A 15,175-nucleotide genomic window follows, 5' to 3' on the forward strand; every position below is an offset into this window, starting at 1 on the left:
CGCTCGAGGGTGCCGCCCTCGACTTCTCGAATAGGTTCACCGGTTCCCGATCACCGGGGTCGGTCCCGACAACCACGCGGCGTACTGCGGGGCCGGGATCGCCAAGCTGCTGACGGAGTGCCCGGACATCGACGGGCTCACCTTCCGGGTGCACTACGAGGGCGGGATCCCCGACGACAAGCATGAGATCTTCTGGCGGTCGGTCTTCGAGGGAGCGAACTCGGCCGGCCGCCCGCTCGAGATCGACATGCACGCGAAGGGCGTCGACCAGGCGCTGCTCGATGCGGTGGACCTGCCGAACCTGTCGCCGGTGCTGTCCGCGAAGTACTGGGCGGAGCACGTCGGGCTGCCCTACCCACCAGGCCTCGATCCGGGCCAAGGAGACCGCCAAGCCGATCCCGCCGGGGCACGAGATGAAGGGCATCACCGAGTTCTCCCGGCGCTTCACCCGCTACGGCTACGGCGACTTCCTCCGCGAGGATCGCAACGTGGACCTGATGTTCCGGGTCTGGCCGGGCACCCAGAAGCTGTTGCTCTGGGGCGATCCCGCCATCGCCGCGGGGTACGGGCGACTGTCCACCTTCGGCGGGTCCCGCGGGGTCGACCTGTGTGAGCCGTTGTTCTTCAAGGGACGCCAGGGCAGCGGCGAACCCGGCCATCGCGACCCGTACATCCGCGAGGATCTCCGGCTGCCCGGCAATCGCGAGTGGACGAAGTACGGGTACAGCTACCTGCTCTGGGGACGCCTGCTCTACAACCCGGACACCGAGCCCGAGACGTGGCGCCGCCAACTGCGATCGACGTACGGCGCTGCCTCGGGCGAGGTGGAACGCTCGCTCAGCTCGCTCAGCCGGATCCTGCCCCTGGTGACGGTGGTGCACGGCGTCGGCGGATCGAACAACGGCTACTGGCCGGAGGTGGATCAGTCCGAGGCCTGGCAGACGGTGCCGCTGGAGGAGGTCGGCGGGGTGTTCTCGGGCACCATCGACGGGGATTACACGGCCTCGGCGTACCCGCTGATGTACTTCTTCTCCGTGCGGCACAGCGGTGGTGGCCAGGCGCTGTATCCGGGGCTCGCGGCGGATCTGTCGAACCAGCCCTACGTCACGATCAGGTCGACCGGGAGCTGATCAGCGCACGATGGCGGCGATCACGACGATGGCGACGAGAGCCGCTAGTACGAGCGAGGTGACGAGCCGTCGGGTCCGGGGGTCCACTGACCCAGGCTAGTGGACCCCCGGCCGGACGGTTCAGCCCAGGCCGGTTCAGCTGAGGCCGGTTCAGCTGAGGCCGGGGAGGGCGACCAGGGGTTCGGGGCGGTGGACGCCGCGGGGGCGGTAGGCGAGCACGTCGGAGAAGCCGAGGTAGTCGGTCAGCAGCCAGATGATCGCCAGCCACATCTCCGTCCCCTGCAGCCCGGGGATCGCCCGGTCGTCATCACCGTCGGGAGCGAACGCGAAGCCCGCACCGTCCACCCAGCGGCCGAGGATCTCCGCGAGCTGCGCCTCGGCCCAGCGACGGCCCTCGGGCCGGCCGAAGTCCGTCTGCTTCCCCGCGAGCCAGAGAGGGTGAATCACATCGAGCACGTTGCAGGCGTTGAACCCGCCACCGCTGAACACCCGGCGATCCTCCGCATGGGCCAGCAGCGTCCGGACAGCCGCCTCCGGGTAGGGCAGCGGGAGGCCGAACTGCGCGTAGGTTCCACGGGTCAGCCGGTAGAACCCGTTGACCACCTGGAGCCAGCCTTGGTCAGGATCCGGTTGACCCCACATGCCGCTCGCCGGATCGACCCTGGCCGTCAGCCAGCCCATCAGGGTGAAGAGCGGACCGGAGCCGGTATCCCTGTGATCGTTGAGGTTTCGCGCCACTGCGGTGCCGAGGGCATCTATTCCGGAACCAGCGCTCCAGGCGTTCCTTGCCCACGGCAATCCGTCCAGCCGGCGCTCGAGCTCGGCCGGCGGCAGGTCGAGGAGAATCGGATGCTCGAAGCAACTACCGAGCACCTGGAGGGCGTAGCCGGCGCAGAGGACGTGGTAGCTGGCCGGGCCTTCCAGGACCGACAGCCCGCTCGCGTCGAACGGTTGCTCCAGGCCCCGGTCGGACAGGTCGCCAGGGGCCACCAACCCGGTCCGCGGATCCTGGCGCGCGCGGAGACGGCGTACCAGGTCGTCGCGGGTGTGGCCCTCGGGGGCACGGCGGAGCAGCAGGTCGGCGATCTCGATCGCGTCGCACCACGGGCGGATCGCGGGCTCCTGCTCGAGCCCCGGCCGGTCGACGAACCGCTCCCCGTCCCAGCTCCGCCGCAGCAGCGCATCGACCTGCTCACGAGCCTTGGAGGCAAACGCGGCTGCCCGCTCCTGCAGATCGCGGCCCTGGACGGAGTCGACGGTCGGGCGAGGGGCGCGGCGGTCGCGGAGTTTGCGGGCCGGGTTGCCGGCCACGACGGACCACTCGGCGACGTCCTTGGTGACCACCGCGCCGGCGCCGACGATGCTGTGGGCGCCGATCGTGACGCCGTCCAGCACCAGCGCGTTCGAGCCGATCCAGACGTCGTCGCCGACGGTGATCCCGCGCGAGGTGTGCGGCTGGCGGAACATCGGCTCCTCGGTCACCTCCGTGCCGTGGTTGAACGCCAGCATCGAGGTGTGCGCGCCGATCCGGACCCCGTCGCCGATGGTGATCCGGCCGCGGACCACCGAGAACGGGTTGATCGTCGAGTCGGACCCCAGGCTGATCTCGCCGGTGACGTAGGCGTGGGCGGCGATGTACGACCGCTCCCCCATCCGGAGCCCGTCGCAGAACACCGCCGCCGTCTCCGCGACGTACACGTCCGCGGCGAGGTCGACCTTGCCGCTCGCCGCCAGTTGCCGGTGCCGCTCGGCCTGCCTCTCGCGGTCGGCGGCGGTACCGCGCCGGGTGTACTCCCAGGGCAGGAAATCGAGTCGGCGTACGGCGTCGTCCGGGTCTGGTGAGATCATTGGATAACGCTATCCAAGACTCGGGGCCGGGCGCACGTGGCGGCCTGTCGCGGAATCGCGCTGCTAACGTTCGGCCCATGCGGGGTGGGAGCGACAGATGACAACACCCGGATCCTTGGACGGCGGCGAGACCGTCTCCGACGGTTCGGCGAGCACTGGTGCACGCCGGACGCAGCGAGTCACGATCAGCGATCTCGCGCGCCGTCTCGACATCTCGAAGGCCTCCGTCTCGTACGCGCTGAACGGCCGGTCCGGGGTCAGCGAGGAGACCCGGCAACGCGTCCTCCAGCTTGCCGAGGAGCTCGGCTTCCACCCGAACTCGGCGGCCGTCGCGCTGTCCGCGAGCCGGACCCGAACGATCGGCATCGTGATCGCCCGCGACCCCGCGCTGATCTCCACCGAGGCGTTCTACATGCGCACCCTGGTCGGCATCGAGCAGTACCTGAACGAGGTCGACTCGTCGCTGCTGCTCCGGCTGACCGGCGAGCACGGCGAGGACCTGGCCGTACTGCGGCGCTGGAGCCGGCAGGGCCGGGTGGACGGGTTCATCCTGTTCGACGAGCACAACGACGACCCCCGCATCCCGGCCCTCAAGGAGCTGGGCGTCCCGTGCGTCGTGGTGAGCTCGAACGCGCCGGACGACGGCGTCGGCCGGCTGATCAGTTCGCCCGAGCAGACCGTGACGCTGCTGCTGGATCACCTGGCCGAGCTCGGCCACCAGGAGGTCGCGCACGTCAGCGGGCCGTTCACCTTCGTGCACGAGCAACTCCGGGTCCAGCTGTTCGCCGAACGCGGCCGACAGCGCGGGATCCGGGTGACGCACTACGAGGGCAGCTACCGGTACGAGGACGGCGCGGAGATGACCCGCCGGGTGCTCAGCGGGAAGAACCGGCCGACGGCGCTCGTCCTCGGCAACGACCTGATGGCGGTCGCCGCGGTGCGGGTGGCGACGGAGCTGGGCACGGCGGTACCGGCCGAGCTGACCATCGTGGCCTGGGACGACTCACCCCTGTGCGAGCTGGCCAACCCGGGCATCACGGCGGTCGACCAGCAGACGATGGAGCGCGGCCGGATGGCGGCGGACCTGCTGTTCCGGATCGCCGCGGGCCAGGCCGCGCTGCACTGGGAGACACCTCCCGGCGTATTGCGGGTCCGGGACTCCTCGGCCGCCGCGCACCGCAGTACGCGCTGACCCTGCGTCAGCAATTCCTGACATGGAGTCGCAAAGCAACCGTGCGCGAACGTGCGCGGGCCAGTCCACAATGCGCGGATAACCTGCATTCGGCGCGATACGAGGTCACGGAGCAGTAACGAACCAGACCCAACTGAACCGGTTCGGGTTCCCATACTTAACCGGTTAGGCCACTATGGGCCCGATCCGCCTCCGCTCCCTGCCGGAGGCTCGACAGGACGAGGGAGTCCGACGTGAGACTGCGTTCGCTTGTAGCCGCGGTAGCGGTGTCCGCCCTGGGAGTCAGCCTGGCCGCGTGTGGCGGCAGCGACTCCGGCGACAGCTCAAACGGCGGTGGTGGAGGAGACGCGACGCTGACCTACTGGGCCAGCAACCAGGGCACCAGCCTGGACAACGACAAGCAGGTCCTGACCCCGGTGCTGGAGAAGTTCACCCAGGAGACCGGCGTCAAGGTCAACCTGGAAGTGATCGGCTGGAACGACCTGCAGACCCGCATCCAGACCGCGATCACCTCCGGCCAGGCGCCGGACGTGGTCAACATCGGCAACACCTGGGCCGCGTCGCTTCAGGCGACCGACGCGTTCCTGCCGTTCGACGGCGACGCGATGAACGCGATCGGGGGCAAGGACAAGTTCGTGCCGACGGCTCTGGCGACCGGCGGCAAGGAGGGCACCGACCCGACGTCCGTCCCGCTCTACGGTCTGGCCTACGGCCTGTACTACAACAAGGCGATGTTCGCCGCGGCCGGCCTGCAGCCGCCGAAGACCTGGGAAGAGATGGTCACCGCCGCGCAGAAGCTGACCAACCCCGCGAAGAAGCAGTGGGGCATGGCGCTGGCGGCCGGCAGCTACACCGAGAACGTGCACTTCGCGTTCATCAACGCCGCGCAGAACAAGGCCGACTGGTTCGACGCCGACGGCAAGCCGACCTTCACCGGTGACGGCAACGTGCAGGGTGTGCTGCGGTACCTGGACCTGATGCAGAAGGACAAGGTCGCCAACCCGTCGAACGCGCAGTACGACAACGGCACCAAGTCGGTGAACGACTTCGCCACCAAGAAGGTCGCGATGGTGATCAACCAGAACAACGCCGACTCCTCGATCGTTGCCAACGGCATGAAGGCCGGCGAGTACGGCGTCGTGCCGTTCCCGGCTCCGTCCGGTGGCGAGCCGGTGGCCAGCCACGTGGCCGGCATCAACCTGTCGATCTTCAAGAACACCAAGAACAAGGACGCGGCGCTGAAGTTCGTCAAGTACATGACGGACGCGACCACCCAGACCACGCTGGGCAAGCCGTTCGCCTCGCTGCCGGTACTGAAGGACGCCAAGCCGGTGTTCACCACGGACGCGGCCGAGGCGGCGACCTTCGCCGACGTCTACAACACCAAGTCCAAGCCGCTGCCGCTGGTGCCGGCCGAGGACCAGTTCGAGAGCACCGTCGGCAAGGCGATGAACGGCCTGTTCGCCAAGATCGCGACCGGCGGCACGGTCACCGCCGACGACGTGAAGACGGCGCTGAAGACCGCTGAGGATCAGGTGGCGGCGAGTAGCTGACACGCGAACGGTGGCCCGGGTGTCCAGCCCGGGCCACCCTCGTAGCCGTCTACCCAGCGATCCACAAGACAGGAGGCGACCGGATGTCCGTCGCCACAGAAAAGGCCCCCGCCGCCGCGGCGCCCGAGCCACGGGCGACGAAGAAGAAGCGAGGGCCGGACCACCGGCCCGGGCTGAGCCGGAAACTGCCGTATCTGCTGCTCGCCCCCGCGGTACTGCTGGAACTGCTGATCCACATCATCCCGATGCTCGTCGGGATCTGGATGAGCTTCGTGAAACTGACCAAGTTCTTCATCGCGAACTGGTCCGCCGCCCCGTGGGCAGGCTTCGACAACTACCGGGTCGCCCTCGACTTCGACAACGCCGTCGGCGAGGGCCTGCTGAAGTCGTTCGGCGTCACCGTCGCCTTCTCCCTGATCACGCTCGCGCTGGCCTGGGGTCTCGGGATGGCCGCGGCCGTCGCGCTGCAGCCGCCGTTCAAGGGACGCGCCCTGGTCCGGACGCTCTTCCTGGTCCCCTACGCGCTGCCCGCGTACGCCGGCATCCTGACCTGGAACTTCATGCTCCAGCGCGACACCGGCGCGGTGAACCACCTGCTGGTCGACAACCTCGGCCTGGTCTCGGACCGGCCGTTCTGGCTGATCGGCGGCAACGCGCTGGTCTCCCTGATCACCGTCGCGTTGTGGAAGCTGTGGCCGTTCGCCTTCCTGACCTTGATGGCCGGCCTGCAGAGCATCCCGCGCGACGTGTACGAGGCGGCCTCGGTGGACGGCGCCGGCGCGATCCGGCAGTGGCGCAACATCACCCTACCGTCGCTGCGCCCGGTCAACCTGGTGCTCGTGCTGGTGCTGTTCCTGTGGACCTTCAGCGACTTCAACACGCCGTACGTGCTGTTCGGTACGGCGCAACCGCCCGCGGGTGACCTGATCACCTTCCACATCTACAACGCGTCCTTCCTGACCTGGAACTTCGGGTCCGGCGCCGCGATGTCCGTGCTGCTGCTGATCTTCCTGATGATCGTCACCGGCGCCTATCTGCTCATCACCGGCCGGAGGTCTCGTCGTGCGTGACACCAAGGGCTTCAAGATCTACCGGGCCGTCGTGCTGACCGTGCTCGGCCTGTTCGTGCTCGTCCCGCTCTACGTGATGGCGACCTCGTCGCTGAAGCCGCTGAGCGACGTGCAGGGCGCCTTCACCTGGTGGCCGTCGAACCTCACGCTGGACCCGTTCGTGGACATGTGGCAGACGGTGCCGCTGGCCCGCTACTTCGTCAACAGCACGATCGTCTCGGTGGTCGCGACGGTCTTCTCCGTGGCGATCGCGATCCTGGCGGCCTTCGCGGTCTCCCGGTTCCGGTTCCGCGGCCGGACCGTGTTCAGCACCACGGTGCTGTCGACGCAGATGTTCCCGGGCGTGCTGTTCCTGCTGCCGCTGTTCCTGATCTTCGTGAACATCAACAACTCCATCGGGGTGCAACTGGTCGGCACCCGGCTCGGGCTGATTATCACCTACCTGACGTTCAGCCTGCCGTTCTCGATCTGGATGCTGGCCGGGTACTTCGACAGCATCCCGCGCGAGCTGGACGAGGCCGCCCTGGTCGACGGCTGCGGGCCGATGGGCGCACTGTGGCGGGTCGTTCTCCCGGCCGCGCGCCCGGGCGTCATCGCGGTGGCGATCTACTCGTTCATGACGGCCTGGGGTGAGGTCCTGTTCGCCTCGGTGATGACCACGGAGGCCAACCGGACGTTGTCCGTGGGCCTGAGGCAGTACTCCACCCAGACCAACGTCTACTGGAACCAGATCATGGCCGCCGCCCTGGTCGTCAGCGTCCCCGTCGTCATCGGCTTCCTGCTGGCCCAGCGCCACTTCGTCGCCGGCGTCACCGCCGGAGCCGTCAAGTAACCACCCGTACTACGCAACTCGCGCCCGCCCGGGATTCCCGGGCGGGCGCGGCGCGTAGTACGGGTTGGTGCGGCTAGGCGAAGAGCTTCTCGCCCCAGAAGGAGCCGGCCGGGACGCCGCCGGGGCAGGCGAAGATGCCGGAGCCGACGTGGCGGATGTACTCGTTCATCACGTCCGAGCGGGCCAGTTGCTGCTGGATCGGGATGAACTGCTTGCGCGGGTCCCGCTGGTAGGCGAGGAAGAACAGCCCGGCGTCGAGGCGGCCGAGTCCGTCCGAGCCGTCGACGAAGTTGTAGCCCCGGCGGAGCAGTTCGGCGCCGCTGTTGAACTGCGGGTGCGCCAGCCGGATGTGGGCCTCCTTGGCGACCTTGAGCTCACCCTCGGAGTTCTTCGCCTCGAAGTCGATCAGGTCGAACTCGTCCGCCTTGCCGAGCGGGGCGCCGGTGCCCTTGCCGCGGCCGACGATCGCCTCCTGCTCGCTGAGCGACGTACGGTCCCAGGTCTCGATGGTCATCCGGATCCGCCGGGAGACCAAGTACGAGCCGCCGACCATCCAGTCCGGGCCGTCCTCCGGCTGCACCCACAACTGCTGCTCGAGCTTGTCGGTGTCCTCGAGCTTGAGGTTGTTCGTGCCGTCCTTGAAGCCGAACAGGTTGCGCGGCGTGCTCTGCGCCCGCGAGGTGGACGACGTCCGGCCGAAGCCGAGCTGGGAGTAGCGCACGGAGGTGGTGCCGAAGCCGATCCGGGCCAGGTTGCGGATCGCGTGCACCGCGACCTGCGGGTCGTCCGAACAGGCCTGGATCGCGATGTCACCGCCACTGCGGTTCGGATCGAGGTTGTCGCCGATGAAGTGCGGCAGGTCGACCAGCGCGGCCGGCCGCCTCGCCTTGATCCCGAACCGGTCGTTGCCCTTGGCATCGATGAAGAAGCTCGGCCCGAACCCGATCGTGAGAGTCAGCCGGGCCGGCGGCAGACCGACAGCCTCGCCGGTGTCCTCCGGAGGCGCCTCGGCCGGGCCGTTCACCGCACCGTACTGGCCGATGTCGCGGCCCGCGGTCATCAGCGCGGCCGCGGCGGTCCACTCCTTCAGCAGGGAGACGACCGCGTCCCGCTTGTTCGTGGTGACGTCGAAGGTGGCGAAGTGCAGCCGGTCCTGGGCAGGCGTGACGATGCCGGCCTGGTGCTTGCCGTGGAACTCGACCGGTCCGGTGTTGTCGGCCGCCTGCGACTCCTCGCCGGCGACCGCGGAGTGCGCGGCGTACCCGGCCACTCCGGTGGCCACGGCGGCTCCCGCGGCGCCCAGCAGGCCGCGACGGGAGATTCCTTTGCGTTCGGTCATTTCTGCGCGATCACTCCGGCGACCTTGCTGACCGGCTCGGCCAGCGCGTCCACCACCGTGCCGAGTTCCTTGCGCTCGGCATCGGTCGGCTGGTAGGGCTTGAAGCCGTCGCCGACGCGGTACTTGTCGACCGCCGCGAAGACTGCCTTGAAGTTCGTGTCCAGCGTGGTGACCAGGGCCGCGTCACGCTGCTGCAGCGCCGGGCGGAGCGCCTGGATCGCGGCCTGCGAGCCCTCGACGTTGGCCTGGAAGTCCCACAGGTCGGTGTGCGAGTATCGGTCCTCCTCGCCGGTGATCTTGCCGGTCGCGACCTCGTCCAGCAGTTCCTTCGCTCCGTTGGCGAGCTGCAGCGGGTTGAGCTTCACGACCTTGGCCTTGGCGACCACCGTCTTCACGTCCACCAGCAACTGGTCGGCGTACTTCTGCATGCCCGCGGTGGTGTTCTTCTCCCACAGCGCCTGCTCGATCCGGTGGTAGCCGGTCCACTCGGTGCCCGGCTCGACGTCGTTGACGCGCGCGTCGATCTTCGGGTCGAGGTCGCCGAACGACTCCGCGACCGGCTCGATCCGCTCCCAGTAGGTGCGGGAGACGGGGAACAGCTCCTTGGCCTTGGCGACGTCGCCGGCCTTGACCGCGGTGACGAACTCGGTGGTCTTCTGCTCCAGCGCGACCGCCTGGGAGTTCACGTAGCGCTGGTAGCTCACGGTGGCCTCCTTCAGCGCGGTGTCCGCGTCCACCTGCGCGGGGGCGCCACCGGTGACGTTCAGGTCGCCGCGGATGCCGTCGCCGACCATGCCCGGCTTGCAGACCGCCTGGTACTTGCCGGTCGGCAGTTCCACGATCAGGTCGCGCTTCAGGCCGGGCCCGATGTTCTCGACCTCGCCCATCACCCGGTCGCCTTCGGCGTACACGTAGAACTCGGTGACCTTGCTGCCGCCGTTGGAGACGGAGAACGTGCTGGTGCCGGACTTGACGTCCGTGCGGCTCAGCGAGCACTCGGAGTCGGTCGCCTTGACCGCGACCGGGCCGGTGGTGTCACCCGGTTCGGCGGCCGGGGTGTCGTCAGCACAACCGGTCAGACCGGCCAGCAGCAGTACTGCGCCGGCGGCAGTGGCCCGGCGGGCCGTGATGGTGATCATGCGAGGTGTCTCCTGGACGGGTGAGGGGGTGGTTCAGGCCGCATTGGTTCGGGCTTCGGCGGCTACCGCGGACGGCGGCGTGGTGGGCTTGAGCGGCCGGAAGTAGAGCACGAGCACCGGCACGAGGTACGCCAGCCAGGCGACCGCCTCGACGACGGTCGGGGCCGGGTTGAAGTTGAAGATCCCCTTCAGCAGGACGCCGTACCAGCTGTCCGGCGGGATCACGTGCGAGATGTCGAAGGCCAGGCTGTCCAGGCCGGGCAGGATGTTCGCCTCCTGCAGGTCGTGGAAGCCGTAGGCGAAGATGCCGGCGGCGACCAGGATCAGGATCGCGCCAGTCCACTTGAAGAAGACCGCGAGGTTGATCCTCACCGCGCCGCGGTAGATCAGGAAACCGAGCACCACCGAGGTGGCCAGGCCGAGCAGCACGCCGATGAACGGGGTCGCGGTGGTCGCGGTCGCCGCCGAGGCGTAGACGATGAACGCCGTCTCGATGCCTTCCCGGAAGACCGCGAGGAAGGCCAGCACGACCACCGCGCGGGAGCCGATCTCGAGCGCGAGGCCCATCCGGTCGCGCAACTCCCGCGCGATGCCGCGGGAGGCCTTGCGCATCCAGAAGATCATCCAGGTGACGAAGCCGACCGCGATGATCGACATCACCCCGCCGATTGTCTCCTGGGTGGTGAACGAATTGGCCGTGAGCGAGGTGATGAACTGCAGCAGGGCCCAGCCTGCCACCGCGACGCCGACGGCCGCGCCGACACCGATCCAGACCAGTTTGAGCCGGTCACGGTGGCCCGACTTGACCAGGAAGGTGGCGAGGATGCTGACCACCAGCGATGCCTCGAGGCCTTCTCGGAGACCGATCAGGTAGTTGGCGAGCATGGCGGAACTCCTGGGCGTTAGGTACGGCTAACCTTCCGAAGGTTAACCTAAGAACTCCCATTCGCCCACTGTGTCGTAGGCCGCACCGTGGCTCGGGCCTTCACCGAGACGCGATGAGATCAACTCGATACTTTCCGCAGTCCATGCCGGGCCGCGGTACTCGTCCAGCACCCGGACCCACTTCACCACGTCGATCGGCTGCCGCGTCCTGGCCAGCGTCACGTGCGGGGTGAACTTCCGCCCGTCCACGGTGACCCCGGCCTTGTTCGCCGCCGACCGTGTCGTCATCGCCAGATGCGGCAGCGCCTCGCTCTCGTCCCGCACCCCGGACCACACCACCCGCGCGTCCGCCACCGACGGGAACGCGCCGGCCCCGGCCAACTGCAGGTCGAACGGCTTCTGCCGCTTGGCCGCCACCTCCAGCCGCTCGGCCAGCTCGTCCGTCTTGTACTCCGGAACGTCCCCCAGGAACGCCAGCGTGATGTGCCAGTTCTCGTCCGCCGCCCACCGGATGTCGTCATCGCGATGAGCCCGCCGCGGCTCCACGAACTCACTCAGATGCTCGACAACCTCCACCGGCGGCACCACCGCCACAAACAATCGCATCCACCAACCCTAATTCCCCCGGCAACCTGCTTTACGCCGTCGACGGGGCAGGTGATGATCGGCGGATGGGTCGGGTCGCGCGGTTGGAGGCTTGAGGCGATCGGCTGCGGTATCCGGCCGGTGAGGTTGTTGCCTCGACGGTGGATGCGTGGGGCCGGGTGGTTGCGCTGGTCAACGCAGAGCCGACCAAGGTTGCCCGACGTTTCGCCTCCTCCCGGCTGGGCGCGCCACCGGGTGTGCCGGGACAACCGCCTGTGGCTGCAGTTCGAGGATCCGCGGGACTGGTATGTGCTGGAGATCGGGGGAGACTGAGGTATGGGTGATGTTGGTGGGCGGAATCTGCCTTCGCCGTGTGTGGTGGTGTTGGTGGGGCCGGGGGCGGCGGGGAAGTCGACGTGGGCGGGCGAGGCGTTCGCGCCTGAGCTGGTGGTGTCGAGTGATCGGCTGCGGGCGTTGGTGGGCGCCGGGGAGGACGATCTGGCGGCCAGTGTTGATGCGTTCGCGTTGCTGGAAGAGGTGGTGAGGCAACGGATCGTGCGGCGGTTGACCACCGTGATCGACACGTTGGGGCTGGATCGGGAGCGGCGGCTCAATTGGTTGTCGTTGGCAAGGGAGCATGGGATTCCGTGTGTGGCGGTGGCTTTCGACACCCCCGCTGCCGAGTGCCGGCGCAGGAATCGCGAGCGGACCAAGCGAATCCCGGCCGACGTGCTCACCGCGCAGCTGAAGACCTGGGCCCGGGTGAAGAAGGAACTGCCTGAGGAGGGGTACGACGAGATCCTCGTGCCGCGGGCGGTTCGCGTAGTACCGGAGGCGTTCGTCCAAGCAGAGCAAGCGGTGCAGCGGCAGCAGGCTGCGCCGGCAAGACTCCAGTTCGGGCTGCAGCTGAGCAGCTACACCCACAAAGCGGGACGCAAGACCACGGGCGAGTGGATCCGGCAGGTCGCCACCAGGGCCGAGGCCGCGGGCTTCGATGGGATCTACGTGATGGATCACTTCCGGCAGATCCCGCAGGTCGGGCGCGCCTGGGAGGACTTCCTGGAGAGCTGGACCACGCTCGCCTATCTCGCGGCCTGCACCGAGCGCGTGAAGCTCGGCACCCTCGTCACCGGGATCACCTACCGCAACGTCGCCCACCTCGGGAAGATCGCGGCGACCCTCGACGTACTGAGCGGCGGCCGCGCGATCTGCGGGCTCGGGCTCGCCTGGTTCAAGGCCGAGCACGACGCGTACGGCTGGGACTTCCCGTCAGTCAGCGATCGGTACGCCCTGCTCGAAGACGCGCTCCAGCTGCTCCCGGTGCTCTGGGGCCCGGGCAACAAACCCTGGCGCGGCAAGGTTCTCGACGTACCGGAGACGGCCTGTTATCCACGCCCGCTGCAAGACCCGTTGCCGATCCTGCTCGGCGGCAGCGGCGACCGCACCCTCCGGCTGGCGGCCCGGTACGCCGACGCCGCGAACGTCTTCGGGGATGCCGCCAAGGTGCGGCAGAAAGCGGAGTACCTGAAGGCGCACACGGCAGCGGGCAAGCAACCACCGACGCTCACCCATCTGTCGACCACGCTCGTCGGCAAGGACCACCAGCGGGTCAACGCACTGGTCGACCGGCTGCGACCGCGCAACCAGGACCCGGCCCGGTACGCCGCGACCGTCAACGCCGGCACGATCGCCGACCAGATCGGGCGGTTCCGCGAACTGGCCGAAGCCGGCGCGGCCGAGGTGATGCTGAGCCTCCCCGACCTCGACGACGACCTCACCCCGATCGACACGATGGCCGAGGTCATCACCGCGTTCCGCTAGCCGTTCACCTTCGCCGCCCTGGATTCTCGCTACCCCTTGAGCTTCAGGTTCAGCAGGGCGTTCTCGATCAGCTCGGGCATCGCCGGGTGGATCCAGTACTGGCCGCGGGCCATCCTGTGCGCGTCGAGGCCGAAGCTCATCGCCTGGATGACGGGCTGGATCACGGTCGCCGCCTGCGGGCCGATCACATGGCAGCCGAGCAGCAGGCCGGTGTCGGGATCCGCGAGGATCTTCGCGAAACCGGTGGTGTCCTCCATCGCCCAGCCGTAGGCGATGTCGGCGTACGCCTCGCGGCCGACGACGTACCGGACGCCCTGCTCGATCGCCTCCTCCTCGGTCAGCCCGACGGACGCAACCTGCGGCGAGCCGAAGACGGCGTGCGGGACGTACCGGTGGTCGGACTTGATCCGGTTCTCCGGGTGCAGCAGGTTGTGCTGGACCACCCGTGCCTCGTGGTTGGCGACGTGCTTGAGCTGGTACGGCGAACAGAGGTCGCCGAGCGCGTAGATCCCCTCGGCCGCCGTCTCCTGGAACTCGTCGACGATGACCCGGCCGTCCTCCTCCAGCTCGACGCCGGTGGCTCCGAGATTCAGCACGTCCGAGTTCGGCGTCCGCCCGACCGCGACCAGCAACTCGTCGACCACGAGTTCGTCGGGCCCCTGCGGGCTGAGCATCTCCAGCGCGATCCCGTCGTCGCGCCCCTTCACCCGGACGGTGTCGTGATCGAGCCGGACGTTGTACCGCTCCTGGGCGATCTCCGTGTAGCGGACCGCGATCTCCCGGTCCTGGTGCCGCAGCATCAGGTCGGAGCGCCCGATCACCGTCACCTCGACGCCGAGTGAGGAGAAGACGTGCGCCAGCTCGGCCGCGACGAACCCGCTGCCGATGATCCCGAGCCGGCGGGGCAGCTGCTCCATCCGCATGATCGTCTCGGAGGTGTGGAACCCGACCTCCTCGAGCCCCGGGATGAACGGCACGATCGGCCGGCTCCCGGCGGCGAGCACGAACTTGTTCGCCGTCAGCACCTCGGTCTGCCCGCCCTCCGCCGACGTCACGGTCAGCTCGCCGTCGGCGGTGAACCGCCCGGTGCCGTGGTACAGGGTGACGTTCACGTTGTTCGCGTGGTGCAGCCGGTACTCCGCTCCGCTCGCGGAGATCGGGTCGATCCGGTGGAAGATGCGATCGCGGATCTCCGGCCAGTGCACCCCGGTCAGCTGCTCGTCCACCCCGAACCGGGAACTCGCGGACGGTACGGCGGCCAGGTCGGCGGTGTGCACGAACATCTTGGTCGGGATGCAACCGACGTTCAGGCAGGTCCCGCCGAACGTGCCGCGCTCGACGATCGCCACCTTCCAGTCGGCGAACTGCTTCGTCACGATCGTGTTGCCGGAGCCGGTCCCGACCACTACCAGGTCAAAGTGGGTCACACCCCATTGTGACCACCGACGCCAATCAGGCGGCGCGGGCCCACCTGACGGACTGTCGGTCGGTACACAGGGGCTTCCGGAGCTGGGTTTCGCCCTGGTAGGTGGTGGTTGCGCCGATTCGGGGCTGGCGCCGGCGGGTTGTTCGACCACTGGCGGGTTGTTCGACCACTGGCGGGTTGTCAGCCAGCTGGCGGGTTGTTCGGCCGCTCGTGGCTCCTTTCGGGGTCCACTGGCGGGTCGTTCGATGGCTAGCGGCCTATAGAGCCTGTTGGGGAATGGTTTTGGCTGGCGGAGGTCAGGGGTGTTGGTGGGGCTGTGGGTGTTGGGGCCCTGGGGCCGGGGCCTGCACCCTGG

12 protein-coding genes are annotated in these 15,175 nt (G+C 68.5%); 6 read left to right on the forward strand and 6 right to left on the reverse strand.

Annotated features, from left to right (window positions below):
• Positions 1–413 precede the first annotated feature (413 nt).
• On the forward strand, positions 414–1,130 hold the full coding sequence (locus EV644_RS41520) for a hypothetical protein (protein WP_132196750.1): 717 nt from the start codon (positions 414–416) through the stop codon (positions 1,128–1,130).
• 150 nt (positions 1,131–1,280) lie between these two features.
• On the opposite strand, the gene EV644_RS41525 is transcribed toward EV644_RS41520, so the two are convergent.
• Positions 1,281–2,978 (reverse strand): acyltransferase, encoded by a 1,698-nt coding sequence (locus EV644_RS41525; protein ID WP_132196748.1) that lies wholly within the window; start codon positions 2,976–2,978, stop codon positions 1,281–1,283.
• Positions 2,979–3,075: 97 nt separating this feature from the next.
• Between EV644_RS41525 and EV644_RS41530 the strand changes: the two genes are divergently transcribed.
• The 4 genes from EV644_RS41530 to EV644_RS41545 all read left to right on the forward strand — a co-directional run bounded on the left by EV644_RS41530 (position 3,076) and on the right by EV644_RS41545 (position 7,625).
• Positions 3,076–4,170: a LacI family DNA-binding transcriptional regulator gene (locus EV644_RS41530; protein ID WP_132196746.1), complete on the forward strand. Its 1,095-nt coding sequence runs from the start codon at positions 3,076–3,078 to the stop codon at positions 4,168–4,170.
• A 233-nt stretch (positions 4,171–4,403) separates the two neighbouring features.
• The gene (locus EV644_RS41535) at positions 4,404–5,723 is read left to right on the forward strand and encodes an ABC transporter substrate-binding protein (protein WP_132196744.1); all 1,320 of its coding nucleotides are present in this window, start codon (positions 4,404–4,406) and stop codon (positions 5,721–5,723) included.
• Positions 5,724–5,806: 83 nt separating this feature from the next.
• Entirely contained in the window at positions 5,807–6,793 is a 987-nt protein-coding gene (locus EV644_RS41540) for a carbohydrate ABC transporter permease (RefSeq protein ID WP_132196742.1), read from the forward strand.
• On the forward strand, positions 6,786–7,625 hold the full coding sequence (locus EV644_RS41545) for a carbohydrate ABC transporter permease (protein WP_132196740.1): 840 nt from the start codon (positions 6,786–6,788) through the stop codon (positions 7,623–7,625). Before EV644_RS41540 ends, EV644_RS41545 begins: the two co-directional genes overlap by 8 nt.
• Positions 7,626–7,698: 73 nt before the next feature.
• Here EV644_RS41545 and efeB read toward each other — a convergent pair whose 3' ends face one another.
• Genes efeB through thpR form a run of 4 tightly spaced genes read right to left on the reverse strand, consistent with a single transcriptional unit; the run spans position 7,699 to position 11,594 of the window.
• On the reverse strand, positions 7,699–8,964 hold the full coding sequence (efeB, locus tag EV644_RS41550; protein WP_132196738.1) for an iron uptake transporter deferrochelatase/peroxidase subunit: 1,266 nt from the start codon (positions 8,962–8,964) through the stop codon (positions 7,699–7,701).
• Positions 8,961–10,103 carry an iron uptake system protein EfeO gene (gene efeO, locus EV644_RS41555; RefSeq protein WP_132196736.1) on the reverse strand — a complete coding sequence of 381 codons (1,143 nt, stop codon included), beginning with the start codon at positions 10,101–10,103 and terminating at the stop codon, positions 8,961–8,963. The genes efeB and efeO overlap by 4 nt, the downstream gene beginning before the upstream one ends.
• Before the next feature lie 33 nt (positions 10,104–10,136).
• Complete coding sequence (gene efeU / locus EV644_RS41560; RefSeq protein WP_132196734.1) at positions 10,137–10,988, reverse strand: iron uptake transporter permease EfeU; 852 nt, start codon at positions 10,986–10,988, stop codon at positions 10,137–10,139.
• Positions 10,989–11,030: 42 nt separating this feature from the next.
• Positions 11,031–11,594 carry an RNA 2',3'-cyclic phosphodiesterase gene (thpR, locus tag EV644_RS41565; protein ID WP_132196732.1) on the reverse strand — a complete coding sequence of 188 codons (564 nt, stop codon included), beginning with the start codon at positions 11,592–11,594 and terminating at the stop codon, positions 11,031–11,033.
• Between the two features lie 315 nt (positions 11,595–11,909).
• Between thpR and EV644_RS41570 the strand changes: the two genes are divergently transcribed.
• Entirely contained in the window at positions 11,910–13,394 is a 1,485-nt protein-coding gene (locus EV644_RS41570; RefSeq protein ID WP_241999396.1) for an LLM class flavin-dependent oxidoreductase, read from the forward strand.
• 29 nt (positions 13,395–13,423) lie between these two features.
• Here EV644_RS41570 and EV644_RS41575 read toward each other — a convergent pair whose 3' ends face one another.
• Complete coding sequence (locus tag EV644_RS41575; protein WP_132196730.1) at positions 13,424–14,821, reverse strand: mycothione reductase; 1,398 nt, start codon at positions 14,819–14,821, stop codon at positions 13,424–13,426.
• Between the last annotated feature and the right edge of the window lie 354 nt (positions 14,822–15,175).

Origin of the sequence: Kribbella orskensis (assembly GCF_004342085.1) — a bacterium.
Lineage (GTDB): Bacteria > Actinomycetota > Actinomycetes > Propionibacteriales > Kribbellaceae > Kribbella > Kribbella orskensis.

What these genes read in the sequence shown, in the direction of transcription:
- EV644_RS41540 (WP_132196742.1), top strand. Translation starts at nt 5,807, where the DNA reads ATGTCCGTCGCCACAGAAAAGGCCCCCGCCGCCGCGGCGCCCGAGCCA.
- EV644_RS41525 (WP_132196748.1), bottom strand. Translation starts at nt 2,978, where the DNA reads ATGATCTCACCAGACCCGGACGACGCCGTACGCCGACTCGATTTCCTG.
- EV644_RS41570 (WP_241999396.1), top strand. Translation starts at nt 11,910, where the DNA reads ATGGGTGATGTTGGTGGGCGGAATCTGCCTTCGCCGTGTGTGGTGGTG.
- efeU (WP_132196734.1), bottom strand. Translation starts at nt 10,988, where the DNA reads ATGCTCGCCAACTACCTGATCGGTCTCCGAGAAGGCCTCGAGGCATCG.
- EV644_RS41530 (WP_132196746.1), top strand. Translation starts at nt 3,076, where the DNA reads ATGACAACACCCGGATCCTTGGACGGCGGCGAGACCGTCTCCGACGGT.
- efeO (WP_132196736.1), bottom strand. Translation starts at nt 10,103, where the DNA reads ATGATCACCATCACGGCCCGCCGGGCCACTGCCGCCGGCGCAGTACTG.
- EV644_RS41520 (WP_132196750.1), top strand. Translation starts at nt 414, where the DNA reads ATGAAGGGCATCACCGAGTTCTCCCGGCGCTTCACCCGCTACGGCTAC.
- efeB (WP_132196738.1), bottom strand. Translation starts at nt 8,964, where the DNA reads ATGACCGAACGCAAAGGAATCTCCCGTCGCGGCCTGCTGGGCGCCGCG.
- thpR (WP_132196732.1), bottom strand. Translation starts at nt 11,594, where the DNA reads ATGCGATTGTTTGTGGCGGTGGTGCCGCCGGTGGAGGTTGTCGAGCAT.